This is a genomic window from Streptomyces sp. NPDC091280, assembly GCF_044768565.1.
Lineage (GTDB): Bacteria > Actinomycetota > Actinomycetes > Streptomycetales > Streptomycetaceae > Streptomyces.
Window position 1 is genome coordinate 476,951 of record NZ_JBIVUZ010000001.1, and the last position, 26,110, is coordinate 503,060.

Annotated in this window: 25 protein-coding genes; 9 read left to right on the top strand and 16 right to left on the bottom strand. The window is 70.6% G+C overall.

What is annotated here, in order from left to right; genetic code table 11:
* Positions 1-59 precede the first annotated feature (59 nt).
* From ACIQPR_RS02210 to ACIQPR_RS02250, 9 genes are all read right to left on the bottom strand, one after another.
* The gene (locus tag ACIQPR_RS02210) at positions 60-1,709 is read right to left on the bottom strand and encodes a sensor histidine kinase (RefSeq protein WP_403640576.1); all 1,650 of its coding nucleotides are present in this window, start codon (positions 1,707-1,709) and stop codon (positions 60-62) included.
* Positions 1,710-1,732: 23 nt separating this feature from the next.
* The gene (locus tag ACIQPR_RS02215) at positions 1,733-2,623 is read right to left on the bottom strand and encodes a DUF5936 domain-containing protein (RefSeq protein ID WP_403640579.1); all 891 of its coding nucleotides are present in this window, start codon (positions 2,621-2,623) and stop codon (positions 1,733-1,735) included.
* A gap of 25 nt (positions 2,624-2,648) precedes the next feature.
* Positions 2,649-3,590, bottom strand: coding sequence for a type II secretion system F family protein (locus tag ACIQPR_RS02220; RefSeq protein ID WP_403640582.1), 942 nt, complete (start codon positions 3,588-3,590; stop codon positions 2,649-2,651).
* A gap of 11 nt (positions 3,591-3,601) precedes the next feature.
* A complete protein-coding gene (locus ACIQPR_RS02225; RefSeq protein WP_403640585.1) occupies positions 3,602-4,942 on the bottom strand; it encodes a CpaF family protein in 1,341 nt (446 codons plus the stop codon).
* Between the two features lie 38 nt (positions 4,943-4,980).
* Positions 4,981-5,337, bottom strand: a complete 357-nt coding sequence (locus ACIQPR_RS02230; RefSeq protein ID WP_403640588.1) for a TadE/TadG family type IV pilus assembly protein — start codon at positions 5,335-5,337, stop codon at positions 4,981-4,983.
* Position 5,338: 1 nt separating this feature from the next.
* Entirely contained in the window at positions 5,339-5,725 is a 387-nt protein-coding gene (locus ACIQPR_RS02235) for a TadE family protein (protein WP_403640591.1), read from the bottom strand.
* 5 nt (positions 5,726-5,730) lie between these two features.
* A complete protein-coding gene (locus ACIQPR_RS02240; protein ID WP_403640594.1) occupies positions 5,731-6,981 on the bottom strand; it encodes a CpaE family protein in 1,251 nt (416 codons plus the stop codon).
* 9 nt (positions 6,982-6,990) lie between these two features.
* A complete protein-coding gene (cpaB, locus tag ACIQPR_RS02245) occupies positions 6,991-7,704 on the bottom strand; it encodes a Flp pilus assembly protein CpaB (protein ID WP_403640597.1) in 714 nt (237 codons plus the stop codon).
* 122 nt (positions 7,705-7,826) lie between these two features.
* A complete protein-coding gene (locus ACIQPR_RS02250; protein WP_403642844.1) occupies positions 7,827-8,636 on the bottom strand; it encodes a hypothetical protein in 810 nt (269 codons plus the stop codon).
* A 379-nt stretch (positions 8,637-9,015) separates the two neighbouring features.
* Between ACIQPR_RS02250 and ACIQPR_RS02255 the strand changes: the two genes are divergently transcribed.
* Positions 9,016-10,704, top strand: coding sequence for a chitinase (locus tag ACIQPR_RS02255; RefSeq protein ID WP_403642846.1), 1,689 nt, complete (start codon positions 9,016-9,018; stop codon positions 10,702-10,704).
* 61 nt (positions 10,705-10,765) lie between these two features.
* Here ACIQPR_RS02255 and ACIQPR_RS02260 read toward each other — a convergent pair whose 3' ends face one another.
* From ACIQPR_RS02260 to ACIQPR_RS02285, 6 genes are all read right to left on the bottom strand, one after another.
* The gene (locus ACIQPR_RS02260) at positions 10,766-11,008 is read right to left on the bottom strand and encodes an antitoxin (protein WP_403640600.1); all 243 of its coding nucleotides are present in this window, start codon (positions 11,006-11,008) and stop codon (positions 10,766-10,768) included.
* A 255-nt stretch (positions 11,009-11,263) separates the two neighbouring features.
* Positions 11,264-11,890: a hypothetical protein gene (locus ACIQPR_RS02265; protein WP_403640603.1), complete on the bottom strand. Its 627-nt coding sequence runs from the start codon at positions 11,888-11,890 to the stop codon at positions 11,264-11,266.
* 76 nt (positions 11,891-11,966) lie between these two features.
* On the bottom strand, positions 11,967-13,421 hold the full coding sequence (locus tag ACIQPR_RS02270; RefSeq protein WP_403640606.1) for a GntP family permease: 1,455 nt from the start codon (positions 13,419-13,421) through the stop codon (positions 11,967-11,969).
* 126 nt (positions 13,422-13,547) lie between these two features.
* Complete coding sequence (locus ACIQPR_RS02275) at positions 13,548-13,952, bottom strand: RidA family protein (protein WP_403640609.1); 405 nt, start codon at positions 13,950-13,952, stop codon at positions 13,548-13,550.
* Positions 13,949-14,713, bottom strand: a complete 765-nt coding sequence (locus ACIQPR_RS02280; RefSeq protein ID WP_403640612.1) for an IclR family transcriptional regulator — start codon at positions 14,711-14,713, stop codon at positions 13,949-13,951. Before ACIQPR_RS02280 ends, ACIQPR_RS02275 begins: the two co-directional genes overlap by 4 nt.
* On the bottom strand, positions 14,710-15,756 hold the full coding sequence (locus ACIQPR_RS02285) for a sugar kinase (RefSeq protein ID WP_403640615.1): 1,047 nt from the start codon (positions 15,754-15,756) through the stop codon (positions 14,710-14,712). The genes ACIQPR_RS02280 and ACIQPR_RS02285 overlap by 4 nt, the downstream gene beginning before the upstream one ends.
* Positions 15,757-15,894: 138 nt before the next feature.
* Here ACIQPR_RS02285 and ACIQPR_RS02290 point away from each other — a divergent pair, with 138 nt between their 5' ends.
* Complete coding sequence (locus ACIQPR_RS02290; RefSeq protein WP_403640618.1) at positions 15,895-17,178, top strand: amino acid deaminase; 1,284 nt, start codon at positions 15,895-15,897, stop codon at positions 17,176-17,178.
* Positions 17,179-17,205: 27 nt separating this feature from the next.
* On the top strand, positions 17,206-18,828 hold the full coding sequence (locus tag ACIQPR_RS02295) for an amidohydrolase family protein (protein WP_403640621.1): 1,623 nt from the start codon (positions 17,206-17,208) through the stop codon (positions 18,826-18,828).
* Between the two features lies 1 nt (position 18,829).
* On the opposite strand, the gene ACIQPR_RS02300 is transcribed toward ACIQPR_RS02295, so the two are convergent.
* Positions 18,830-19,666 (bottom strand): trypsin-like serine peptidase, encoded by an 837-nt coding sequence (locus ACIQPR_RS02300; RefSeq protein ID WP_403640624.1) that lies wholly within the window; start codon positions 19,664-19,666, stop codon positions 18,830-18,832.
* A gap of 159 nt (positions 19,667-19,825) precedes the next feature.
* Between ACIQPR_RS02300 and ACIQPR_RS02305 the strand changes: the two genes are divergently transcribed.
* The 6 genes from ACIQPR_RS02305 to ACIQPR_RS02330 all read left to right on the top strand — a co-directional run bounded on the left by ACIQPR_RS02305 (position 19,826) and on the right by ACIQPR_RS02330 (position 26,097).
* Positions 19,826-21,037, top strand: a complete 1,212-nt coding sequence (locus ACIQPR_RS02305) for a pyridoxal phosphate-dependent aminotransferase (protein ID WP_403640626.1) — start codon at positions 19,826-19,828, stop codon at positions 21,035-21,037.
* 111 nt (positions 21,038-21,148) lie between these two features.
* A complete protein-coding gene (locus tag ACIQPR_RS02310; protein ID WP_403640629.1) occupies positions 21,149-21,547 on the top strand; it encodes a hypothetical protein in 399 nt (132 codons plus the stop codon).
* Positions 21,548-21,655: 108 nt separating this feature from the next.
* Complete coding sequence (locus tag ACIQPR_RS02315) at positions 21,656-22,735, top strand: substrate-binding domain-containing protein (protein ID WP_403640632.1); 1,080 nt, start codon at positions 21,656-21,658, stop codon at positions 22,733-22,735.
* Positions 22,736-22,749: 14 nt separating this feature from the next.
* Positions 22,750-23,967 carry a toxic anion resistance protein gene (locus ACIQPR_RS02320; protein WP_403640635.1) on the top strand — a complete coding sequence of 406 codons (1,218 nt, stop codon included), beginning with the start codon at positions 22,750-22,752 and terminating at the stop codon, positions 23,965-23,967.
* Positions 23,964-25,499 carry a VWA domain-containing protein gene (locus tag ACIQPR_RS02325; protein ID WP_403640638.1) on the top strand — a complete coding sequence of 512 codons (1,536 nt, stop codon included), beginning with the start codon at positions 23,964-23,966 and terminating at the stop codon, positions 25,497-25,499. The genes ACIQPR_RS02320 and ACIQPR_RS02325 overlap by 4 nt, the downstream gene beginning before the upstream one ends.
* Complete coding sequence (locus ACIQPR_RS02330) at positions 25,486-26,097, top strand: hypothetical protein (protein WP_403640641.1); 612 nt, start codon at positions 25,486-25,488, stop codon at positions 26,095-26,097. The genes ACIQPR_RS02325 and ACIQPR_RS02330 overlap by 14 nt, the downstream gene beginning before the upstream one ends.
* Positions 26,098-26,110 lie beyond the last annotated feature (13 nt).

Here is a 26,110-nt window from a genome sequence, read left to right on the forward strand (position 1 = left end):
CTCCTCTCGGGTCGTCTGTATGTGTGGGGGGACGGATACGGCTCGCTGCGGCCGATCGCTCACGGCGTCCCTGTCGTCAGCGCGTCCAGCGGCAGTTCGAGGCGGACCTCCGTGCCCTTGGGATGGCCGCCCCGGCCGATGCGGATGCGGGCGCCCACCGAGGCCGCCCGCTCCACCATGCCGACCAGGCCGAAGTGGCCCGCCCTGCGCAGCTGTTCGAGGGTCGTACCGGGAGGCAGGCCGCGGCCGTCGTCGTAGACGCTGATACGGAGCAGGCCGTCGTGGACCCCGGCGCGTACGTCGACCTTGGTGGGGGTGGCGTGGCGGTGGGCGTTCTCCATCGCCTCCGTCGCGATCGTGAGGAGCTGGCGCGCCACGGCGGGCGGGACCGGTGGTACGCCGTGTTCGCCGGTGGGACGGTAGGTCGTGGGCAGGCCGGTTCTGGTGCTGAAGTCCCTGGTGCGGGCGGCCAGTTCGACGAGTACGTCGGTGCCCTGGCCGGGGTCGGACTCGCGCCGCAGGTCCGCCAGGAGTTCCCGGGACTCGGCGGCGGCCCGGCGCGCCGAGCGGGCCACCAGTTCCGCCTGTTGCCGCACCAGCGCGGGGTCCATGCGGTCCGCGCCCGCCGAGCCGACCAGGCCGTCCGCCGCGAGTGCCACGCCGTGCAGGGTCTTCGCCACCGAGTCGTGCAACTCGCGGGCCAGCCGCGCCCGTTCGGCGCCGACCGCCTCGGTCACCGCCAGCCGCGCCTGGACCGTCGTCAACGCCGTCGTGGCCTCGCCGAAGCGGAGCATCAGGTTGCGCAGGGTCACGCCCACCGCGCCCGCGATCACGCACAGCCCGGGGAGCAGGGAGGCCTCGGCCACACCCCGGTGGGCGTCGGCCGCCGCGGTCTGCGCCAGGAGCAGGATCACGGCCTGGAGACCGGCGAAGCAGCCCGCGCCGCGCCAGCCGTAGACGATGCCGGCGAGCAGGGGGGTGCAGACGCTGACGTAGGCGAGGGTGCTGGTGGGGCCCGCGGAGATCAGGAGCAGCGCGGCGAAGAGGGTGTCCAGGGCCAGCAGGGAGGGGTGGCGCAGGAGGAGGGGGCCGAAGCGTTCCCAGTCGCGGAACAGGACGTAGGAGGCCATGAAGGTGACCACCACGGCCGCGCCGACCAGGCGGGTGGCCACTCCGGGGTTGGCGTTGAGGAGGGCGGAGGGCGCGGCGAGGGCGATCATCGCCAGGCGGAAGCCGAAGACCTGCCGGCACATCGCCTGGAGGGCGCTGACCTGGATGGGGAGCGCCACGCCCCGGCCTTCGGCGGGGGTCCGGCGCGGACCCGCACCGCCGCCGTCCGGCGCGCTCTCCTCGGGAACGGGAACGGGAACGGGTGCTGGTGCTGGTGCTGGTGCGGCGGCGGGTGCGGGTGGGCCCGGTGAGGCTGCCTCGCCGTCGGTGGCCACGCGTTCCAGCGCCGGCCGCGGCGCCGGTGTGGGAACCCCCGGGAGTCCCCGCCCCACCGGTCCCACCGGCTCCGCCGGTCGCGTCGACTCCGCCGGTCGCGTCGAGTCCGCCGGTGTCCACCCCGGCGGCAGCGCCGGCGTCACCGTCGTCACCGGTATGTCCCTCGCGCCGGACCTGACGTGGTCGGGCAGGACCGTCCCGGCCGGTGGGGTGGTGATCTCCGTCGGCTGCGCGCGCCGTCGCAGTCGTCCCGTCGTCGCCATCGTGAAGTCGCCCCCGTTCCCGCCTACTTGCCCGTGATCGAGCTGAAGTCCGTGCCGGAGCCCAGGAGAAGGCCCGCGCCGAGCAGCAGCATCGTGGCCGGGACCATGAACGTGGTGATCATCATGGTGGCCTTGGGGACCGCGCGGGCCGCCTTCCTCCGCGCGTTCTGCGCGTCCGTGCGGCGCATGTCCTTGGCCAGGGCGACCAGTGTGTCGACGATCGGCGCGCCCAGTTCCTCGCCCTGCTGCAACGCCGTGACGAACATGGCGACCTGCTCGCTGTCGTTGCGCCGGCGCAGTTCCGCGAAGGCCGCGCGGCGGCTCATGCCGAGGTCCATCTGCCGTAGCGTGATGCGGAGTTCGTCGGCCCACGGGCCCTCGTACTTCGACGCCACCCGGTCCAGGGCCTGGCGGAAGCCGAGGCCCGCGCTCACCACGACCGCCAGTACGTCCAGGAAGTCGGGCAGCGTCCGTTCGATCACGTCCTTGCGGATGCGGATCGCCGACCAGATGCCGACCTCCGTCCAGAACGCGCCGAAGGCGAACAGGACGATGGCGAGGAGGTAGTTGCCCTTGAGCAGGAACACCAGGCCGCCGAAGCCGCCGAGGAAGCCGTAGACCGCGCGGCGGGCCGCGTAGCGGTCGATGGTGAGGCCGCCGGGGTTGCCCGCGAGGTCGATCTTGCGGCGGTACTTGGCGACCTGCTTGGGGCCCATCAGGCGCAGGACCGTGGGGGCGTAGCGCATGCCCAGGCGGTCCACGACGGAGTCGACCGCGCCGGTGCGGGTGGCGCCTACCTCCAGGGCGAGGACCAGGTCGGTGGGGAGTTTGGCGTCCGCGCGGTACATGCGGACACCGGCGAAGACGCCCCACACGCTGAGGCCCATGACCAGTCCGAGAACGAGTGCCGTCATCGGGTTCCTCCTCTCAGACGTCGATTCAGACGTCGATGCGGGACAGGCGGCGGATGAGGATGAAGCCGACCGCGTACAGCCCGAAGGCGATGATCACGCAGGCCTGGCCGATCGGGGAGCCCGTCATCCGGTCCAGGGCACCGGGTTTGACGCCGTTCATCAGGAACAGGGCGCCCACGCCCATCACCGGTACGGCGTACGACGTCATGTTGACCTGGGAGAGCTGGGTGCGGACCTCGCGGCGGGTCTCCTTGCGTTCCTCCAGGGTCTCGGTGAGGTTGCGCAGGGCGCTGACGACCTGGCCGCCCGCCCGGTTGGAGAGCACCAACGTGGTGACCAGGACGACGAGTTCGCGGGAGGGGAGCCGGTCGGCGAGTTCGCCCAGCGCGTCGTCCATCGAGGCGCCGACCGCCAACTGGTTGGCCACCTTGGCGAGTTCCTCCCCGGCCGGGGCCTCCAGTTCCTCCGCCGCCATGCTGATCGAGGTGCGCAGGGCGAGTCCGGCGTGGGTGGCGTTGGCCATGATGCGGGCCAGTTCGGGGAGTTGGTTGATGAACTTCTCGATGCGCTTCTGGCGCTGCCAGTTGAGGAACTGGATCGCCACCCCGATGCCCAACAGGCCCGCGATCGGGCCGAAGAAGGGCGCCAGGGAGGCCTGGCCGATCAGCCAGAGGGCGGCGACCGTGGCCAGCATGTAGACGAAGAACTCACCCGGTGTCATGTCCAACCCCGTCGCGGCCAGGCGCAGTTCGAGCTTGCGGCCGAGGCGGGTGCGGCGCAGTCTGCGGTCCAGGCCGCGGAAGCGGCGGGCGCGGCCGAGCGGGATCTGTCCGGTCGACGACAGCCGGTCGACCAGGGCCGCGCGCTGGGCCCGGCCCGTGGCGTAGGCGTGCACTCCGGCGACACCCAGGACACAGGTCAGCAGGGTGACGCCGGTGGTGAGCGTGACGATCGTCTGGAGATCCATGGGGTCGGTTCCTACCTACTGGCTTCTCTGAGGGCTAGGTGTTCCGTGTGCTGGGCGACGCCGAAGGCCTGCGGCAGGGGCTGGCTCGCCATGTAGAGGCGGTCGGCGGTGCGGCGCGAGAGCGGGAAGTACTCGAAGACGCCGTAGACCCGGCCGTCGGCCGCAATGGGCTGCGGGCTGAAGCGGGCGACCGTCGCCAGCCGGTACGGCTCGCTGCCGTGGCTGTCGAGGAGGGCGATCTCGGTGATCCGGCGGGCGCCGTCGGCGAAGCGGGTGAGCTGGATGATGACGTCGACGGCGCTGTTGATCTGGTCGTGCAGCGCCTCGAAGGGGACCTCCACCTCGGACATGGACGCCAGGGTCTTCAGCCGCATCAGCGCGTCCTCGGCGCTGTTGGCGTGGACGGTGGCGAGGGAGCCGTCGTGGCCGGTGGACATCGCCTGGAGCATGTCGAGGGACTCGCCGCCGCGGACCTCGCCGACCACGATGCGGTCGGGGCGCATGCGCAGCGAGTTGCGGACCAGGTCGCGGATGGTGACCTGGCCCTTGCCCTCGACGTTCGGCGGGCGGGCCTCCAGGCGGATCACGTGCGACTGCTGGAGCTGGAGTTCGGCGGAGTCCTCGATGGTGATGATGCGCTCGGTCTCCGGGATCAGGCCGGAGAGCGCGTTGAGGAGGGTGGTCTTCCCGGTGCCGGTCGCGCCGGACACGATGATGTTGAACTTGGCGTGCACCAGGCCCGCGAGGAGGTACAGCATGTGCTCGTCGAGCGAGCCGAAGCCGACCATCTCCTGGAGGGTGAAGGAGCGCGGGAAGCGCCGGATCGTGAGCGTCGCGCCCGTCAACGACAGGGGCGGGATGATGACGTTGACGCGTTCGCCGGACGGCAGGCGCGCGTCGACCATCGGATTCGACTCGTCCACGCGGCGGTTGACCGTCGACACGATCCGCTCGATGGTCTGCATCAGCTGGTCGTGGGAGGGGAAGCGCAGCGGCAACTGCTCCACCCGGCCGCCGCGTTCGACGAAGATCGCGTCCGGGCCGTTCACCATGATCTCGGTGATCGAGGCGTCTTCCAGGAGCGGTTCGAGGATGCCGAGGCCGAGCGCCTCGTCGACGACCCGGCGGATCAGCTGCGAGCGCTCGACGGTCGACAGGACCGGGCCCTCGCGGCTGATGATGTGCCCGAGCACCCGCTCAAGACGGGCCCGTCGCTCGGCGGCGGCCAGCGCGCTCATCTCCGCGAGGTCGATCTCCTCCAGGAGCTTGGCGCGGTACGAGGCGACCATGTGGCCTTCCTCGCCTCGATGGCCGTTCTCCTCGGGATGGTTGACGCGTTCCCGCAGACCCATGAGTGCTGTGCTCCTCGCTCCTTGTTCGGTGTCGGTGGTCAGTGGTCGAGCGGCATGGTGGCGGTCTTGCTGGCGTTGCCGAAGCCGTCGTAGCCGGGGATGACGGACGGGATGTGGATGGAGGCGGTGACGGTGACCGTGTCGCCGCCGAAGGAGGCCGGACAGCCGACGACCGTGAGCTTGGCGCTGACCGCGTCGCTGCACGCCGGCTGGGCGCCCTGGCGCAGCGAGGCGCTGCGCGCGCCCGCCCGTGCCGCCGTCCCCGCCTGCTCGGCGGTGTAGGCGATCAGCCCCAGCTGCACGGCGGCCAGGGTGACGAGGATCAGGATCGGGATGAACCCGAGGTATTCGATGGCGACCTGTCCGCGGTCGCGCGCGCTGCGGTCCTGGGACATCTCAGTGCGTCGCCTCCTCTACGGCGCCCGCGTGGGCGTGGACCGTGAAGGGGAAGGCGATCGAGCCCGGGAAGAGGACGGGCACGTCGAGCGTGACGTCGGCCGTGACGAACCCCGTGCCCCCGCATCTCACCTCGGCCCCGTCCCTCCACGCGGCGGACAGCTTGCTGAGGCCCGCCTGTTCGCAGGCGGCCTGGCGCGCGCCGCCCGGTGCCGCCGCGGTCCCCGCCCGCACCGCCTCGTCCGCAGCATTCCCCGCGAGCGTGTACGTGTACCCCACCAGCACGAACTGCCACATCAGCACCAGCGTCAGAATGATCAGCGGGGTCATGCCGAGGAACTCGATGGTGACCTGGCCCCGGTCCCGTCCGTGCGCGGTCATCCGCATCCCCCTCACTCCCTGCGGCGGCGGAGGCTCAGCGAGCCGCGGTCGCCGCCGCCCCGCGACCGGCCGCCCTTCTGGGCGCCTTCGGGGACCTTGACCAGTCCGAGTTCGCCCGCGAGGCCCCACAGGGCCTGTTTGACGACGCTCTTGTTGTCGAGTTCGTGGAGCCGGCCGGCGTCCACCGCGCCCTGGAGTTCCCTGAAGTTGGCGGGGATCACGGTGCCCGCGACCGCCGTGCCGGTGATCCGCTGGATCAGCGCGGGCTGGATCTCCGTGCCGCGCGTGTGCCGGTTGACGACGATGGTGGTCTCCTCGGCCTTGCGGATCTGGAGCCGGTCCCACATGCGGACGGTGCGTTTCGCGGCCCGTACGGCGACCACGTCCGGGGTGGTGAACAGCAGGGCGGTGTCGGCGGTCTCGACGGCCGCCGCGCTGGCGCCGCTCATCTGGGCGCCGCAGTCGATGACGACGACCTCGTAGCGGGAGCGCAGGGCGCTGACGATCTGGCGGGCGGACCGGTCGGTGACCTCCTCGCCGCGTTCGCCCTCGCCGGGGGCGAGCAGCAGCGCGATCCCGGTGTCGTGCCGGAACACGGCGTCGGCCAGGACGCGCGGCGAGATGTCGGTGATCGCGGCGAGGTCGACGACGGAGCGGCGGAACTGGACGTCCAGGTAGGAGGCGATGTCCCCGGTCTGGAGGTCCATGTCGACGAGCGCGGTGCTCCGGCCCGAGGTCTGGGCGGCGAGGGCGAGCTGGATCGCGGCGAGGGTGGCGCCGACGCCGCCCTTGGCGCCGCTGACGGTGACGACGGTGCCGCCGACCCCGGTGAACACGTCGCCGCCGTGGCCCAGATGGCGCCGTACGCCCACGGACCAGGCGGCGACGGCCTGGACCCGGTTGGCCAGTTCCTCGTAGCTCAGCGGCAGGGCGACGAGGCCGCGGGCGCCGGAGTCCATGGCGGCCTGGAAGAGGCCGGGGCTGGCGTCCGTGGTGACGAGGATGACGCCCACCGCCGGGAAGCGCAGCGCGACCTCGCGGACCAGCTCCAGGGCCGGTACGGGGCCGATGCGTTCATGCACCACCACGACCTCGGGCAGTTCGTCGACGGACTCGGCGGCGAGCCGGGCCAGGGTGTCGATGAGCTGCGTCGAGTCGGCCACCGGGGCCACCGGGTCGGCGTCCGGGAGCTGGCTGAGCAGGGTCGTGATGGCGCGGATGGCGTCCGCGTCTCCGACCGCCGGGAGAATCCTGGTGGGCATGCGGGCCTCTCACTTGTCCTTCGCGAGTTCGTACGTCCGGTCCTGCTCGGGCACGGTCGTATCGGTGCCGGGCGCCACCAGTGCCAGCCGTACCCGCTCGGCGAACGACTCGGCGTAGGTGATGCGCTGGGCGTCGAGGGTGGACAGGGCGAAGGTGATCGGTACGCCGTTGGTGGACTGCTGCTGGTTCTTGTCGGAGTTGCTGCCCGGGTCGAGGGCGGTGATGTGGCCGACGTCGATGACCTTCGCGTTGGTCACGATGATCTTCGACTGGTCGGGGTCGCCCTCCTTCGCGCCGGCGAAGGTGGCGTACACGTTGACCGTGGAGCCCGGGGTGATCTTGCCGGCGACGCCGGTGGCCGCGTCGATCATGATGGCGACCTCCTGCTGCCCGGGTTGCAGGGCGGGCTGGTCGACGATCATGTCGGTCTGGAGCAGGGAGCCGCTGCGCAGGGTGGTCACCGCGATCTTGCCCTGGATCTGCCGGAGATCGGTGACGGCGTTGTCCGACAGCCACCGCTTGGGCATCTCGATCTTCTTGAACTGAGCGGCGGTGAGGGCCGTGTACGGCGCCACGTTGTCCTTGACCTGGTAGGCGGCGACTTCGGGGCCGACCTTGGACTTCACGTCGCTGATGACGGAGAGGACGCCGGCGAACGCGCCGAGGGCGCAGAGGACCGACAGGAGCAGGAGTATCACGCCGCGGCGCTGACGGGAGTTCATGAACCGTACAACCTCATTGGGGATATCGGTCGAGCGGAGAGGAGCGGATCGGTCGGGATCGCGCCGGGTCGAGCGGGTCCGGCGGGATCGGGTGCTGTAAGCGTGTCCTGTGGAGGGATGACTTATCCGCTGGACGTTTGGTTCTCGTGAACGGGTGGTGTCGCCGAGCAGAAGACACATCGGTCACCGATGACGTCGATGCCGCACCAATGGCACACGGACTGCCGTACCGAGGTGACCAGTTGATACAGCACCGACAGATCGGGCAGATAGGTACAGAATTCGACCAACTTGCTCGTACCCCACCAACTCGCCGACTCGGCGGGCAGGGTGGCCTCGCGCAGCCCCATCGCGTTCCACGCCGGGGCGAGGGTGGTGCCGATCCAGTCGGACTGCAACTGGCCCTTGGCGACCAGCATCCAGGTGCCGAACTCCGGGCCCGCGAGCTCGGCCCCGGGACCGACCTTGACGAGCTGCGGCTCGGGGTGGGCGAGCACCGCGAACTGGCTGCCGGGCACCCAGGACTTGGCGTGCGACTTGAGGCCGACCGGGACCCGGTCGAGCTTGGTGACCGAGCCGAGGAGCGCGCCGGCGTGGATGTAGTGGGTGAGCAGCCGGCCCGCCGAGGCGAGCACCCCGGGACTGAGGTCGCAGGACGCGAGCTGCCTCAACTGGCGGGCCAGTACGGCGAGTCCGAGCGGGGGCAGATTAGGACGGAACAGGGCGATCCGGTCGGTCTCCAGGATGGACCGGATGGTGTGCAGCCGTCGGTCGACACCCTCGGACACCGCCTGCGAGGACACGACGACGACATGCCCGTGCTGGTCGATGAGGGCCTGCATCTCCGACAGCGCCTGGTCCAGCGGTCGTTGATCCAGGTCCCGCAGCACGACGGCGGGCACGGTTCGTTCGTCCTGTGGTGGCAGCGCCATGTCGGCGCTGGTCACGGCAATGGCAGTTGGCACGCGCAGCTCCCCGTCTCACGCCTGTCGGCTTTCCGGTATTACTCCGGTACGCCGAGTTGACTTCATTGCGTGACTACCTCAGCACTGTAACCACGCCCCTGTGACCGGAGAACAGCGTTTCGGTAGCTGTCCCGCAACTGTCGTTGCACACAACACGCCAAAACGGGGCAGGTCGAGCGGCTGATCGCGAACGGGGAGCCGAATCCCCCTCGGGGGAAGTTGGTCTGGACCTCTTGACAGCTCAATTGGTCTGGACCAACTCTTGAACTCCAGCGGTGGCCACCGTCGTTCGTCACAGTCCCCTCCAACTCCCCCACCGGAGGCATCAGTGGACCGCGCACCAGGCATGCCCGTCCTCAGGAACAGACGACTGTGGGCCGGGGTCGCCATGGCCGCCCTCGCCCTCTCCTTCGCCGGCACCGGCCAGGCGTCCGCCGCCGACACCAACAACGCCAAGAACGCCGGCTTCGAATCGGGCCTGACCAACTGGACCTGCACGGCGGGCAGCGGCACGACCGTCTCCTCCCCGGTGCACAGCGGCGCGGCGGCGCTCAAGGCCACGCCCGCCGGACAGGACAACGCCCAGTGCAGCGAGTCGGTCGCGGTCAAGCCCAACTCGACGTACACGCTGAGCGCGTGGGTCCAGGGCGGCTACTCCTACCTGGGCGTGACGGGCACGGGCACCACCGACGTCTCGACCTGGACCCCCGACACGACAACCTGGAAGCAGCTGTCGACGACCTTCACCACGGGCGCCTCGACGACCTCCGTCTCGGTGTACACCCACGGCTGGTACGGGCAGGCCGCCTACTACGCCGACGACATCTCGGTCTACGGCCCCGACGGCGGCGGTGGCGGCGACCCGGCCCCGACGGTCCCCGCGACCCCGGGCGGCCTGTCCGTGTCCTCCACGACCTCCTCCTCGGTCTCCCTCGCGTGGAGCGCGGTGTCGGGAGCCACCGGCTACAACGTCTACCGCAACGGCACGAAGGTCACGGCGGTGACCGGGACGTCCGCCACGGTGACCGGCCTCACGGCGTCGACCGCGTACTCCTTCCAGGTCACGGCGACCAACTCGGCCGGTGAGTCCGGGAAGTCGACGGCGGTCACGGGCACGACGACGGCCTCCGGCGGCAACGGCGGCACCGGGCTGCCCAAGCACGCGGTCACCGGCTACTGGCAGAACTTCAACAACGGCGCGACCGTCCAGAAGCTCTCGGCCGTCTCCTCCCAGTACGACATCATCGCGGTGGCCTTCGCGGACGCGACCTCCACTCCGGGCGCGGTCTCCTTCACACTCGACTCGGCCGGCCTCGGCGGCTACACGGTCGACCAGTTCAAGGCGGACATCGCCGCCAAGCACGCAGCCGGCAAGAAGGTCGTCATCTCGATCGGCGGCCAGAACGGCACGGTGTCGATCAACGACTCGGCGTCGGCGGCGAACTTCGCCAACTCGGTCTACTCCCTGATGCAGACGTACGGCTTCGACGGCGTCGACATCGACCTGGAGAACGGCCTCAACGCGACCTATATGACACAGGCGTTGAGGACCCTGTCCACGAAGGCGGGCCCGTCGCTGATTCTGACGATGGCACCGCAGACCATCGACATGCAGTCGACGTCGAACGCGTACTTCCAGACCGCGCTGAACCTGAAGGACATCCTCACGGTCGTCAACATGCAGTACTACAACAGCGGCACGATGCTGGGCTGCGACGGCAAGGTCTACGGCCAGGGCACGGTCGACTTCCTGACGGCCCTCGCCTGCATCCAGCTCCAGGGCGGCCTGGCCCCGTCCCAGGTCGGCCTGGGCCTGCCGGCCTCCACCAGCGCGGCGGGCAGCGGCTACGTCTCCCCCACCATCGTGAACAACGCCCTCGACTGCCTGACCGCCGGCACCAACTGCGGCACCTTCAAGCCGTCGAAGACGTACCCCGACCTCCGGGGCGCGATGACCTGGTCGACGAACTGGGACGCGGCGGCGGGCAGTTCATGGTCCAACTCGGTGGGAGCGCATGTGCACGCGCTGTCGTAGCGGACGCCGATGAACGGCGCGGGTGCGACCGGGAGGCCCGGTCGCACCCCCGCCCATCGCCCTACTCCGCCGGCCGGTCCTTGTCCTGCGCGCCGTTGTTGCCCGCGCTCTCGGCGAGCCTGTCCAGCAGCCCCTGCGCCTTGTCCACGGCGGTGTCGATCTGCTCGCTGTGCCTGCCGTCGGTCTTCTCGTCGATGAGATCCCCGGCCTTCTCCAGCCCGTCGGAGATCGCCTCCCCGTGCTCGCCGGCGATCTCCTCGGCCTTGTCCTTGAGCTTCCCCAGATCCCCAAGACTGTCGAACACGACAGCTCCCCTTCGCTGCGACAACCCGACACGGTCAGGGACATGGTCCGCACGGGAACCCCCTCAGGACAAGACGGCCTCGGCCCGACCACCCCGGCGGACGGAGGCACGGGGCGGGGCGTGTCGGGGGCGCGTCGACAGCGGTACGGCCCCGGTCCCGGCGATGAAGCAGCTCCGGGAGATCGCCCTCGGCGCGAACCGGCTCTGAACGCGAAGAAAGGGCCTGAGCAGCCGCGCTCAGGCCCTTCGCACCGCCTAGTCCTTGCGGACCTCGGCCTCCGCCTCGGCGAGTGCCGCCTCGTCCACCTCGGCGGACTCGTCGTCCTCGGCCTCGTCGCCGTCGTCGAAGTACGCGTCGAGCACCGCGTCGAGCTGCGTCTCCCACTCGGCGAACCGGCTCCTGGCCGCCGCCTCGATCTCGATCGGGTACCAGCGGCGGTCGGGCGTGTGCACCGTGATGGTGAACCGCTTGCCGAAGCGCGGGGTCTCCGTCTCGACGGCGCCGATCTCGTCCCAGCGGAACTCGCAGCTCTGGTCGTCCAGGCGCAGTCGTACGCCCTTCTCGTCCGCGACGATCTCCGCACGGCGGTCGGAGGCCTCGAAGACGGGCCCGTCGGACGCGTCGTCCTCACCGGCGTCGTCGGCACCGGCTTCCCCGGCCTCCGCCTCCCCGTCCACGTCGTCCGCCTTCGCGCCCGACGACTCCTCCGACTCCTCCGGCTCCGCCGCCTCGGCCGTCGCGTCCTCGGGCTCCGCGTCCGGCGACTTCTTGTCCTCCGGTGCGTCGGAGGACACGACGGGTGCGGTGAGCCCGGGGACGAAGGCCGGGTCGAATCCGGCGCCCTCCAGGGGCTGGCTGCTCGAACCTATGCGCTGCTCCACAGCGCGAAGTATGGTCGACAATCCTGTGTCGGACACAGCCAGCCCCTACTTCGTTATCAGACGCCTACACGACCTTCTAGACGAAGAGGCTCAATACCCCCGCCACCCCGAACCCCGCGACGGACAACACCGACTCCAGCACCGTCCACGTCCTCAGCGTGTCCCTCTCGGTGATGCCGAAGTACTTCGCCACCATCCAGAAGCCGCCGTCGTTGACGTGCGAGGCGAAGATCGAGCCGGCTGAGATCGCCATGATGACGAGTGCGACGAAAGCCTGGGAGTGGTCGCCCTCGGAGAGGAGCGGGGCCACGATGCCCGCCGTCGTGACGATCGCGACCGTCGCCGAGCCCTGGGCGACCCGCAGGACGAGCGAGATCAGGTAGGAGAGGACCAGGACCGGCAGGCCCACGTCGTGGAAGGTGTCCGACAGGGCCTGTGCGACTCCGCTCGCCTTGAGGACGGCGCCGAAGATCCCGCCCGCGCCGACGACCAGCAGGATGTTGCCGACCGGCTTGAGGGAGGCGGTGGAGACGGTCTCCAGGGACTTGCGGGACCAGCCGCGTCGTAGGCCCAGGAGGTAGTACGCGAGGAGCAGCGCGATGGTCAGGGCGACGAAGGGGCTGCCGAAGAACTCGATCACCGAGCGGCCGGTGGACGGGTCGAGGGCGATCGAGGAGAAGGTGGCGGCGAGGATCAGGACGAGGGGCGTGCCGATGATCGCGAGGACCGTGCCGAGCGCCACCGGCTTCTCCTGCGGTACGACGCCGGACTCCCGCTGTTCGTCGATGACCGCCTGCTTGGCCTCGGCCGCCGCCTCGACCATGTCCTGCGGTACGGCGACGAAGATCCGCTTGCCGATCCAGGCGGCGTAGGCCCACGCGGCGAGCACGGCGGGGACGCCGACGACGACGCCCATGAGGATGACCCAGCCGAGCTGGACGTGGAGGAGGCCCGCGGCGGCCACCGGGCCGGGGTGTGGCGGGAGGAACGCGTGGGTCATCGACAGGCCCGCGAGCAGCGGCAGGCAGTAGAGCAGGATCGACTTGCCGCCGCGCTTGGCGGCGGCGTACACGATCGGCGCGAGGACGAAGATGCCGACGTCGAAGAAGACCGGGATGCCGAAGATCAGGCCGGTGAGGCCCATGGCGAGGGGGGCACGCCGCTCGCCGAAGAGGTTCAGCAGCCGGGAGGCCAACACCTCGGCTCCGCCGCTGACTTCGAGGATCGCGCCGAGCATCGTGCCGAGGCCGATGATGATCGCGACATGGCCGAGGATGCCGCCCATGCCGGACTCGATGGTGGAGACGGCGTCGGAGCGCTGGACCGTGCCGAAGAGTTCGGTGACGGACAGGCCGGCCAGCAGGCCGACGGTTATGGAGACGGCGAGGAGGGCCACGAAGGGCTGGAGTCTGACCTTGATGATCAGGAAGAGGAGGAGCGCGATGCCGATGGCGGCGACCGTGAGCAGGCCCGCCGTGCCGTCGAGGAGGAGGAGCAGGCCTCCGGTGTGGGGTGGTGCGGTCGTGGTCATGTGGGGGTCCTCGGTGGGGGTTCATGGTGCTTTCGGGCATGGGGGATCGCGGCGCGGCACCCCGAGAGGTGCCGAACCGTCTTACAGCGTGCGGGAGTTGAGGGAGCGTCAGCTCATCCGGGCCGGTCAGCCCAGGACGGCCAGCGCGTCGATCTCGATGAGCAGGCCGGCGGGCAGGCCGACGTAGACCGTCGTGCGGGCGGCCGGGATCTCGACGCGGCCCTCGAAGTACGCGTTGTAGATCGCGTTCATCTCGGCGAAGTGGTCGACGTCCGTCAGATAGACGCGGAGCATCATGACGTCCTCCCAGCTCGCGCCGCCCTCCTCCAGGATGGCCTGGACGTTGGCGAGGGTCTGGAGGGTCTGCTCGCGCAGGGTGGGGCCGGCGGGGGTCGGGGGCTGTCCCTCGACCGCGGGCAGGAAGCCGACCTGGCCGGCGACCTGGAGGATGTTCCCCTTGCGGACGCCGTGCGAGAACTTCGCGGGCGGCGCGGTGTGGGTCTTGGGGGTGAGGGCGGTCTTCTCGGTCATGTGGTCGCTTCCTTGACGGGGGTTCTGCCGGAGTACTCCCCACTGATGGCGTCCGCCGTACGACGGACCAGCGGGAGCAGGGTGAGGAGTTCGTCGGCGGTGACGACGACGTTGGGCGCGGAGACCGACATCGCGGCGGCCACGCGTCCGTCGGCGCCCCGGATCGGTGCGGCGACGCAGTTGATCGACTCTTCGTGGCCGCCGAGGTCGGTGGCCCATCCCTGGTCCCGCACCTTCTCCAACTCCCTGAGGAAAGCTGGGGCGTTGGGGGTGGAGCGGGCGGTGTACATGGGGTAGTCGAGCTTGTCGGCGAGGGCTCGCCGCTCGGCCTCCGGGAGGTCGGCCAGGAGCAGTTTCGCGACCCCGGCGACGGTGATCGCGACGGGCTTGCCGATCCGCGAGTACATGCGGACCGGGTAGCGGCTCTCCACCTTGTCGATGTAGAGGACCTCGTTCTCCTCGTACACGGCGAGGTGGACGGTGTGACCGCACTGTTCGTTGAGGCGGACGAGGTGGGGGTGGGCGATCTCGCGGATGTCGAGGTTCTCCATCGCCTCCTGGGCGAGGGCGATGAGGCGGGCGCCGAGGCGGTAGCGCTGGTCGGACTGGCGGTAGACGAGGCCGTGTTCGTGCAGGGTGCGCAGCAGGCGCAGGGCCGTCGACTTGTGAACGTCGAGGCGCTCGGCGACCTGGCCGAGGTCGGCGGGGCCCGCGGCGAGCAGCGGCAGGATGCTGAGCGCGCGGTCGACGGTCTGACTCATGGCGTACGTACCTCCTCGTCGGCCCGCTCGGCGGTGTCGGTCCAGCCGGGGCCGAGTCGAAGTCTCCCCCACGCCGGGTCGTCGAGGGCGACCAGCCGGTCGGCGTGGTCGCGGAGCGGCGGCGCGGCGAGGTCGCCGGGGACGGTGAGGGCGGCGGCGGCCGTGAGGTGGCCGTGCCGCAGCCGGTCCCGTACGGGCAGTCCCCGCAGGGTCGCGGAGAGGAACCCGGCGGCGAAGGCGTCCCCGGCGCCGACCGCGGCGACGACGTCGACGTGCGGCGCGGGTTCGAAGGTGACCTCTCGCCGGTGGAAGACGGTGGCGCCGCGTCCGCCCTGTTTGACGACGAGTGTCTCGGGGTCGGGGAAGGCGTCCCGTACGGCGTCGGCCCCGACCAGCCCCCAGACCTCGGCGGCCTCGTCCTCGCCGACGAAGACGAGGTCGGCGCCGCGCGCCAGTTCCAGCAGGACGCTCGGTCCGTCGGCCGAACGCCCCAGCGCGGGGCGGTGGTTGACGTCGAAGGAGATCAGCGGGCGGTGCGCGCGCAGCGCGGTCAGCTCGCGGGCCAGGCCGAGGCAGTCGGCGGAGAGCATGGGGGTGATCCCCGACAGGTGCAGCACCCGCCCGGCCCGTACGGCGGCGAGGTCCACGGTGGTCACGGACATCGCGGAGGCGGCGGACCCGGCCCGGTAGTACGCCACCTCGTGGGCGTCGGTGGCCCGGTCGCCGGCGGTGCGGAAGTAGATGCCGGTGGGGCGGGCGGGATCGCGTTCCACGGCGGACACGTCCACCCCGTAGCCGCCGATGGTCTCGACGAGATGGTCCCCGAAGCCGTCGGCCCCCACCCGGCTGACCCATCGGACGCTGTGTCCGGCGGCGGCCAGCACGCAGGCGACGTTCGACTCGGCGCCGCCGATGGCGCGGTCGAAGGACGGCACGTCGGCGAGGCGGCCGGGGCGGCCGGGCAGGAAGGTGACCATGGACTCGCCCAGCGCTACGACGTCGACGACGTCACGGGCGGCGGTGGACTGTCCGTCGGCGGTCACGATGGTGATGGCTCCTCGTCGGTGCACCGGTTCGCGGCGGCTCCGTTGACCAGGTGTTGGGCGAGATGTTAGACAGCGGTAAGCGATATACGCAATGAAGGTTGCAGAGATTGCAACACTCCAGCTCAGGGAGGCCTCATGGTCCGCGACACCGGTACCGAAGCGCTCGCCCGGCTCGCCGGGGAGCGCGTCGACCACCGCTTCAAGGGCCTCCCCCCGGACGCGGACGGCAGCACGGTCGCCGCGTTGTCCGCCGAGCGCCGCAACCTCTTCACCGGCGGCTTCACCACCCCCGTCCTCACCCTCTCCGCCGAGCGCCTGGAGCACAACCTCCGGCTCATGGAGACCTACGCGACCCGCCACGGCCTCGCCTTCGCCCCGCACGGCAAGACCTCCATGGCCCCCCAGCTCTTCCACCGCCAACTCGCCCACGGCGCCTGGGGCATCACCCTCGCGGTCCCCCACCAGGTGCGCGTGGCACGCGAGTTCGGCATCGACCGGATCTTCCTCGCGAACGAACTGGTCGACCCGGCGGCCCTGAAGTGGATCTCCGCCGAACTCGACACGGACCCCGGCTTCCGCTTCGTCTGCTACGTCGACTCCGTGCGCGGGGTCGAACTGATGGACGCGGCCCTGCGCGGCGCCGCCCGCCCGCTGGACGTCGTGGTCGAACTGGCCGCGGGCGAGGGCGCCCGGACCGGTGTCCGTACGGAGGCGGAGTGCGCGGCGGTCGCGGACGCGGTGGCCGCCGCGGGGACCCTGCGGCTGGCCGGGATCGCCGGGTACGAGGGCGAGGTGCCGCAGGCGGATCCGGCGCGGGTGCACGCGTGGCTGCGCCGACTGACCGCGCTGGCCGTGGAGTTCGACAAGGCGGGCCGGTTCGCCGGGTCCGGTCTGGACGCGATCGTGGTCAGCGCGGGCGGCAGCGCCTGGTTCGACGCGGTGGCCGACGTCTTCGCCGAGCTGCCCGAACTCTCGCTCCCCGCGCTGAAGTTGCTGCGCTCGGGCGCCTATGTCTCACACGACGACGGGCACTACCGCAAGCTGACCCCCTTCACCCGGGTGCCCGAAGAAGGCGCCCTGGAGCCCGCGTTCCGGCTCTGGGCGCAGATCGTCTCCCGGCCCTCTCCCGACCAGGCCTTCGCCAACGCGGGCAAGCGGGACGCGGCGCACGACCTCGACCTCCCGTTCGCCCAGGTCGTGCGCCGGGACGGGGTCGAGCGGCCGGCGACCGGCGTCGAGGTCACCGGCCTGTCCGACCAGCACGCCTGGCTGCGGACGACGGCGGAGGCGGACCTGGAGGTGGGCGACTGGATCGGGCTGGGCCTGTCCCACCCCTGCACGTCCTTCGACAAGTGGCAGCTGATCCCGGTGGTCGAGGCGGACGGAACGGTCGTCGACCACATCCGCACCTTCTTCTAGCTTCTAGAGGCCCCTGGGAGGCATCGCATGGAAGAGCTCGTCATCCGGGACGTGGACGTCGTGGACGGCTCCGGCGCGCCCTCCTACCGCGCCGATGTCGTGGTCGACGGCGGCAGGATCGTCCAGATCGTGCGGGAGGCGGCGCAGGCGGGCTGTCAACGCCCGAAGGCGCGGCGGGAGTTGGACGCGGAGGGGCTGGTCCTCTCCCCCGGCTTCATCGACATGCACGCCCACAGCGACCTCGCCCTGCTCCGCGACCCGGACCACAGCGCCAAGGCCGCTCAGGGCGTGACCCTCGAAGTCCTCGGCCAGGACGGGCTGTCGTACGCACCGGTCGACGACCGCACCCTCGCACAGGTGCGCCGGGCGATCAGCGGATGGAACGGCCACGGCGACGACGTCGACTTCGACTGGCGGTCGGTGGGCGAGTACCTGGACCGGCTGGACTCCGCCTTCGGCGGCCGTGGGATCGCCGTCAACGCGGCCTATCTGATCCCGCAGGGCACGGTCCGGATGCTCGCGGTCGGCTGGGAGGACCGGGAGGCGACGCCTCAAGAGCTGGACCGGATGCGGGAGTTGGTCGCCGAGGGCCTGGAGCAGGGCGCGGTCGGCCTGTCGTCCGGGCTCACCTACACCCCCGGCATGTACGCCAAGGACGCCGAACTCACCGAACTCTGCCGGGTGGTGGCGTCGTACGACGGCTACTACTGCCCGCACCACCGCTCGTACGGCGCGGGCGCGCTGGAGGCCTACGCGGAGATGGTGGAGCTGACGCGGGAGGCCGGCTGCGCCCTCCATCTCGCGCACGCCACCATGAACTTCGGGGTGAACGAGGGCCGGGCGCCGGAGCTGCTGGCCCTCCTGGACGAGGCGCTGGCGGCCGGCGCCGACATCAGCCTCGACACCTACCCCTACACCCCGGGCTGTACGACTCTCGTGGCGATGCTGCCGAGTTGGGCGAGCGAGGGCGGTCCGGAGGAGATCCTGAGGCGGCTCGCGGACGACGCGACGGCCGACCGTATCCGCCACGATCTGGAGGTGACCGGCTCGGACGGCTGCCACGGGGTGCCGATGCAGTGGGACACCATCGAGATCTCGGGGGTCGCGGACCCCGCGCTGGCGCGGTACGTCGGCCGCCGCCTGGACGGCTGGGCTACCGCCCGCCGGCTGCTGCTGGCCGACCGGCTGGCGCCGTCGATCCTCCAGCACGTGGGCCACGAGGAGAACGTCCGGCAGATCATGCGGCACCGCGTCCACACGGGCGGTTCGGACGGCATCCTCCAGGGCGCCAAGCCGCATCCGCGGGCGTACGGCACGTTCCCGGAGTATCTGGGCCGGTACACGCGGGAGTTGGGCGTGCTGTCGCTGGAGGAGTGCGTGGCCCATCTGACGTCCCGCCCGGCGGCGCGGCTGCGCCTGCCGGACCGGGGCCTGGTGAAGGAGGGCTACCGGGCGGACCTGGTCCTCTTCGACCCCGCGACGGTGGCGGCGGGTTCGACCTTCGAGGAACCGCGCACGCTGCCGACGGGCATCCCCCATGTCCTGATCGACGGCCGCTTCGTGATCGAGGACGGCCGGCGGACGGACGTGCTGGCGGGCCGGTCGGTCCGTCGCAGTCCCGTGCGACGGAACGCCAACCCCCCTGCCTGACCTACGGCTTGGGCAGGGTGCAGGCGCTCGCGCTCAGGTTGAGCACGTTCGCCGAGGTGAAGCACGCCGGGATGTTGTAGGTCTCCTCGGCGTAGTTGATGCCCTGCCGGACGGTCACCGTGCCGTTCTCGTCGACCTCGCACGGGTTGTCCACGGTGCAGCGCTCGCCGTCCTCGTTGCCCGTGTTGTTGACGGCGACGACCTGGCCGGTGCTGGTGTCGATGACCGGGGAGCCCGAGGTGCCGCCGATCGTGTTGCAGGCGGAGGTGTAGCGGACCGAGTCCTTCCAGGTCCAGTCGCCCTCCTTCAGCCGGTACACGAACCCGTCGATGTTGCAGCTGTAGATCGTCTTCCAGTAGCCGGAGACCACCTTGATGGCGGTACCGGCGGTCGGGTGCGTGGCGCTCACGGTGAGCGGGCTGATGCCGTACGCGCTCTTGATCGCCGCGTACGTGGTGGTGGTGCGGTAGATCGTCACGTCCGTGTCGGTCATCGTCGAGTAGAGGACCTGGTTGGCGCGGAGCGTGGCGACCTTGGTGCCGGCCGAGTTCAGCAGCCCGAAGGTGCGGCTGGAGGACTGGCCGGTGATGACCTCGCCGGGGTCCGGGAAGCCCGTCTCCAGGCAGTGGCCGTTGGTCATGACCAGCGCCGGAGCGGTGTCGGTCGAGCCGGGGAAGCGGATGACCGAGCCGGAGCAGTTGCTGAGCGAGACGATTCCGGCGAAGTCGACGGTCACGGCCGCCGCCTTCGGTGCCGCCTGCGGTGCGGCGACGGCGGGCACCACGCCCGCCCCGGCGATGGCCAGGCCGGAGAGTGCGGCAAGGAGAGGCTTGTTCATGTGGGGGTCCCCTCTTACAGACGCGAGCGACCGGAGATCTTCCGGTCGCCCTCACGTCTTTGTCATGTGCATTCTCACGACAAGAGGGGGCCGCCGCAAGAAGCCCACGTGGCGCAGAACACGGCGCGAGAGGCGTTACCGGGCCGTAAGCTCACGGACATGCAGGTGATCCAGTCGACCAAGCTGTCCAACGTCTGTTACGAGATCCGGGGCCCGGTTCTCGAAGAGGCGATGCGTCTGGAGGCGGCCGGCCACCGCATCCTGAAGCTCAACACGGGCAACCCGGCGGCCTTCGGCTTCGAGTGCCCGCCCGAGATCCTGGAGGACATCCTCCGCAACGTCTCCTCCGCGCACGGGTACGGCGACGCGAAGGGCCTGCTGGCCGCCCGCCGCGCGGTCGTCATGCACAACCAGACCCTCGGCATCGAGACGGACGTCGAGCACGTCTTCATCGGCAACGGCGTCTCCGAGCTGATCGTCATGGCCATGCAGGGACTCCTCGACGACGGCGACGAGGTCCTCGTCCCCTCGCCCGACTACCCGCTGTGGACCGCCGCCGTCTCCCTCTCCGGCGGCACCGCCGTCCACTACCGCTGCGACGAGCAGTCCGACTGGATGCCCGACCTCGCCGACGTGGAGCGGAAGGTCACCGACCGCACCAAGGCGATCGTCGTCATCAACCCGAACAACCCGACCGGAGCCGTCTACGACGAGGAGATGCTGCGCGGCCTGACCGACATCGCCCGCCGCCACAACCTCCTGGTCTGCTCCGACGAGATCTACGACAAGATCCTCTACGACGGCGCCACGCACACCCCGACCGCGAAGATCGCCCCGGACCTGCTCACCCTCACCTTCAACGGCATGTCGAAGGCGTACCGGGTGGCCGGATACCGCGTCGGCTGGGTGTCGATCTCCGGGCCGCGCGCGCACGCCGAGTCGTACATCGAGGGTCTGACGATCCTGGCCAACATGCGGCTGTGCGCCAACATGCCCGGACAGCACGGGGTGGTCGCCGCGCTCAGCGGGCGGCAGACCATCGACGACCTGGTGCTGCCCGGCGGGCGGCTGAAGGAGCAGCGGGACGTCGCGTACGAGCTGCTGACCCAGATCCCCGGGGTGACCTGCGTGAAGCCGAAGGGCGCGCTGTATCTCTTCCCGCGGCTGGATCCGCAGGTCTTCAAGGTCAAGGACGACCGGCAGATGGTGCTCGACCTGCTGCGCCGGGAGAAGATCATGGTCGTCCACGGCACCGGCTTCAACTGGTCGGAGCCGGACCACTTCCGGGTCGTGACACTGCCCTCGGTCGGGGATCTGCGGAGCGCGGTGACGCGGATCGGGAACTTCCTGGACGGGTACAGCCAGCCGTAAACCTCGCGGCCGGTTTTTCTTGACCTTGTTCCGGCCAATTTTTCGGCCAAGACAACTTTAGACGAGATCTAAGCTAGGATGGTTTCCTGTCTGAGCACAGGAGACCATGCCATGTACGAACCGATCCGCACCAAGTCGGTCCACAGCACGATGGCCCGCACCCCCTCCGACTTCCCGCACCGGTCGCGCGAGGAGGAGCTGGACATCCAGCTGGCGGGGCATCTCGCCGCACTGCTCGCGGTGACCGACGAGTTGCGGGCGCTGGCGCCCTCGGCCGAGCTGGACACCGCCGCCGAGCGGCTCGCGGGGCAGTTGACGCGGTTGCGCGGCGGGGCCGTGCCCAGCCGCCTGTCCGCCTCCGCTCCCACGTCCCGCCCGGACGCCCTGCACCGCCGGGCGCACGCGCTCGCCGGACGCGCCCTGGTCGTCGCGGCCTCCCGGGCGGACACCGCCGCGGCGATCCTGTCGGCCGAGCGGATGGACGCCCACGCGGGCACCCCGGTGGCGTGAGCCCACAACGCCCCTGAAAGACCGGCGTGTTGATCCGGGACCCGTCCGACACCTTCCGTTCACCCTTTTCCGCAGGGAATGTTGGGTTCCGCGAGCACGCTGCCCCTCGTGAGACGTATCGCGGGAATCGTCCTCGCGGTCCTGCTGATCGGCGGAGTGGTGGCAGCCGTCGTAGCGGGCCGGGACACCGGGGACAAGGGCACGGCAACGAAGACCGTGCGTGGTGTGATCGGATCGGAGAAGGCGGACTTCTTCGCCGATCCCGATGTGGTGAAGGCCCTCGCCGCCAAGGGCTTCACCGTGAAGACGGAGACCTCCGGCTCCTGGGCCATGGAGGGGCTCGACCTCAAGGGGTACGACTTCGCCTTCCCCTCCAGCCAGGCGCCGGCCGACGCGCTCGCCGCCAAGTACAAGGTGCGGCAGCCGCTGCCGCGGCCCTTCTACTCGCCGCTCGTCGTCGTGGCCCATCGCAGCGCCGCCCGGGTACTCGCGGCCAACGGGCTCGCCACGCTGGACAAGGACCAGGACCGCGGCACGCTGAAGATGGCCGCCTATCTGGACGCGGCCAAGGCCGACCGGACCTGGCAGCAGCTCAAGGGGGCCGAGAAGCACGGGGAGTTGAGCGGCACCCTCTACATCGCGACCACCGACCCGGAGACCTCCAACTCCGGTGCCCTCTACCTCGCCGCCGCCTCGTACGTCGCGGGCGGCGGACGGGTCGCGGCCAGTACCGCCGACGTCGACCGGACCGCGCCGCTCATGCGCAAGCTGATCAGCGTGCAGGGCGCCCAGCAGTCCAGCTCGGACGCGCCGTTCAGGGACTTCATCAGCGGCGCCGGCAATCCGCTGGTCCTGGTCTACGAGTCCCAGGTGGCCTCCCTGCTGCTCGACAAGCAGCCGGTCGGCGACCTCGTCGTCCTCTACCCGGACACCACGGCCACCAGCGACCACACCGTCGTACCGCTCACCGCCGAGGGGCGGGCGCTGGGTGAACTCCTCAGCTCCGACCCGACGTTGCGGAAGCTCGCGGTTCGGCACGGGTTCCGGCCGCAGGGCGACTCCGCCGAGTTCGTCGCGGCCACCGCCGCCCACTCCAGCTACCTCAACCAGACACTGACCGGTGTCCGGCAGGCGCCCGTGCCCACCTCCTCGGTGCTGCACGACATGGCGCGCCGGGCGCGCGGTTGACCGGGGGGAACCACATGAGCAGCAGCTTCAACACCAGCCAGAACAGCAGCGAGAACACACTCAGCGGTGACGACGTCTTCACCCTCACCCCGCCGGAGGCCGTGCGGCCGGTGCCCAGAGAGAAGGCGGGCGGGCTCGTCCCGGTCGACGACTCCGTCCGTACGGACATGGAGCGCAAGGCCTCCGCCTATGTGGAGGGACTCGCCGCACTCGACGCCCGCTCGCCCGAGTTCGCGGGCAAGGTCGGCGAGATCACCGCGCTCGGCGCCGGGGAGATGCGCAGCGCGACCGCGCAGTCCAACCGGATGCTGGAGCGGACCGTGCGGAGTCTGCCGTCGAAGGGCGGGGACGCCCAGTCGCAGGTGGCCGGTTCACTCGTCGAACTCCGGCGCGTGGTAGAGGACTTGGACCCGCGCGACCTGCCCGCCTCGAAGGGCCGCAAGCTGCTGTCCCGGCTGCCCGGCGGCAACAAGCTGCGCGACCACGTCGCCAAGTACGCGTCCGCGCAAGGCACGTTGAACAAGATCGTCGGCTCGCTGCGCGGCGGGCAGGACGAACTCCGGCGCGACAACGCGTCGTTGCAGACCGAGCGGGTCCGCCTCTGGGAGACCATGGGCAAGCTCCAGGAGTACGTGGTGCTCACCCAGGCCCTCGACACCGCCGTCGAACAGCACATCACCGGCGTCGAGTCCACCGACCCGGGCCAGGCCGACACCCTGCGCGCGGACGTCCTCTTCCCGGTCCGGCAGAAGCACCAGGACCTGCTGACCCAGCTCGCGGTGTGCGCGCAGGGCTACTTGGCGATGGACGTCGTACGGCGCAACAACGACGAACTCATCAAGGGCGTGGACCGGGCGGCGACCACGACCGTCTCGGCGCTGCGGATCTCGGTCATGCTCGCCTCCGCCCTGGAGAACCAGCGCAAGGTCGTCGACCAGGTCAACGCCCTGCGCGGGACGACCGAGGACCTGATCCGGGGCAACGCGGAGATGCTCGCCACGCAGAGCGGCGAGATCCAGCGCATCGCGGCCGACCCGGCGGTGGGCGCGGAGACGCTGCGCGCCGCCTTCCAGCAGATCTACCGCACCCTCGACACCATCGACACCTACAAGGCGCAGGCGACCGAGGTGATGGTGGCGACCGTGGAGTCCCTGACCTCCGAGCTCCAGAACGCCAGTGGCTACCTGGAGCGGAGCCGGTCGCGGGGCGCGCTGGAGGGTGGGCTCGGATGAGACGCCTGCTCGCGCTCGCGCTCGGGACGGCCGCGCTGCTCACCGCGTGCACCTCCCCGGCCCCGAAGAAGACCGACGCCGACGCCCCCCGACCCGGCACCCTGCGGGTCCTCGCCTCCAGTGAACTCAGCGACATGACACCGGTGTTCGACCGGGTCCGCAAGGACACCGGCATCACCGTCCGCCCCACCTACCTGGGCACCCTCGACGCGGTGGACCTGCTGGCGAAGGGCAAGGTCGACGGGCACTACGACGCGCTGTGGCTGTCGTCGAACGACTATCTGCGGCTGCGGCCCGACGCGGCGAAGAAGGTCGTGTCCGAGACGTCGATCATGACGAGCCCGGTAGCGATCGGGGTGAAGCCGGCCACCGTCGCCGCGCTGGGCTGGCAGCCGGACCACGTGACCTGGTCACAGCTCGAACAGGCCGTCCAGGACGGCAGGTTGACCTACGGCATGACCGACCCGGCCCGCTCCAACTCCGGTTTCTCCACCCTCGTCTCGGTGGCCTCGGCGCTCTCCGGCGCGCAGTCGGCACTCACCGACGCCGACGTCAGCAAGGCGACTCCCCGGCTGAAGGAATTCTTCAAGGGGCAGAAGCTGACCTCGGGTTCGTCCGGATGGCTCGCGCAGGCGTACCGACGCCGGGGAAACGTCGACGCGTTGCTCAACTACGAGTCCGTCCTCAAGGGCATCCCGGGACTCACCGTGATCCGCCCGAGCGACGGGGTCGTCACCGCCGACTACCCGCTGTCCTCGCTGGCCTCGACCGACGCCACGACCCGCGAGAACGTCCGCCGCGTGACGACCGACCTGCGCACGGACGCCCTCCAGAAGCTGATCACCACCCGCACGCACCGCCGCCCGGTCGTCACCTCCGTACCGCCCGCGTCCGGCCTGGACACCGGCCGACGGCGTGAACTCCCCTTCCCCGGCAGCCGTTCCGTGGCCGACGGGCTGCTCGACTCGTACGAGAACAAGCTGCGCCGGCCCTCGCGGACCGTGTACGTCCTGGACACCTCGGGGTCCATGGCGGGCGACCGGCTGTCCCGGCTGAAGAAGGCCCTCACCGATCTGACCGGTGACTTCCGGCAGCGGGAGGAGGTCACCCTGATGCCGTTCGGGTCGGCCGTGAAGAGCGTCAGCACACATGTGGTGAGTCCGGCCGATCCGCAGGCCGGGCTGGACGCCATCCGCAAGGACACCGAGGCGCTCGCCGCCGACGGGAGCACCGCGATCTACACCTCGCTGGAGAAGGCCTACGAGCATCTCGGCAGCGGCGGCGACACGTTCACGTCGATCGTGCTGATGACGGACGGCGAGAACACCACCGGCGCCAAGGCCCGGGAGTTCGACGGGTTCTACCGTCGACTGCCCACCGCGCAACGGGACATCCCCGTCTTCCCGATCCTCTTCGGCGACTCGGACGAGGCGGAGTTGCGGCACATCGCCGACCTGACCGGCGGTCGTCTCTTCGACGCCCAACAGGGCTCGCTGGACGGCGCCTTCGAGGAGATCCGTGGCTACCAGTAAGTTCCTCGGCTACGTGGAGTCCCGCAAGAACCTCACCGGCAGCGCCTGCGGACTGCTCGGGCTGGTCCTGACATTCGCCGGGGTGGCGGGGCCGTACTGGCCGGTCGTGGTCGTCGGGCTGTACGGCGCGGGCGCGCTGATCGCGCCGCCGGAACGGCCGCCGCTGCCCGACTTCCCCGATCCGTCGGCCCAACTGGAGGAACTGCGCGACGACTTCGAGAAGCTCGGCGGCTATCTGGCCGGCGTCGAACTGCCCCCGGCCGCGGCCGGCCGGCTCACCGAGCTGACTCAGCTCCTCGCCGGACTGCTCGACCCGCGGATCACCGAGGACCTCGCACGGGACCCGGAAGGCGTGCACATCCTGTCGCGGGCGATCCGGCAGGACGTGCCGGAGGCCGTCGACACGTTCGTACGGACCCGGTGGTGGACGCGGCTGGCACCGGGCACCGAGCCGCCGGAACGGCATCTGGAACGGCAGTTGACGGTGCTTCAGGAGGAGGCGCAGGGGCTGGCGGCGAACCTGCGCGAGGTGGAGGCGCGGCGGCAGGAGTCGCACACGCGGTATCTGGAGGACCGGGGGCGTTCTCAGAATCTGTGAGGGAATCGGGGCC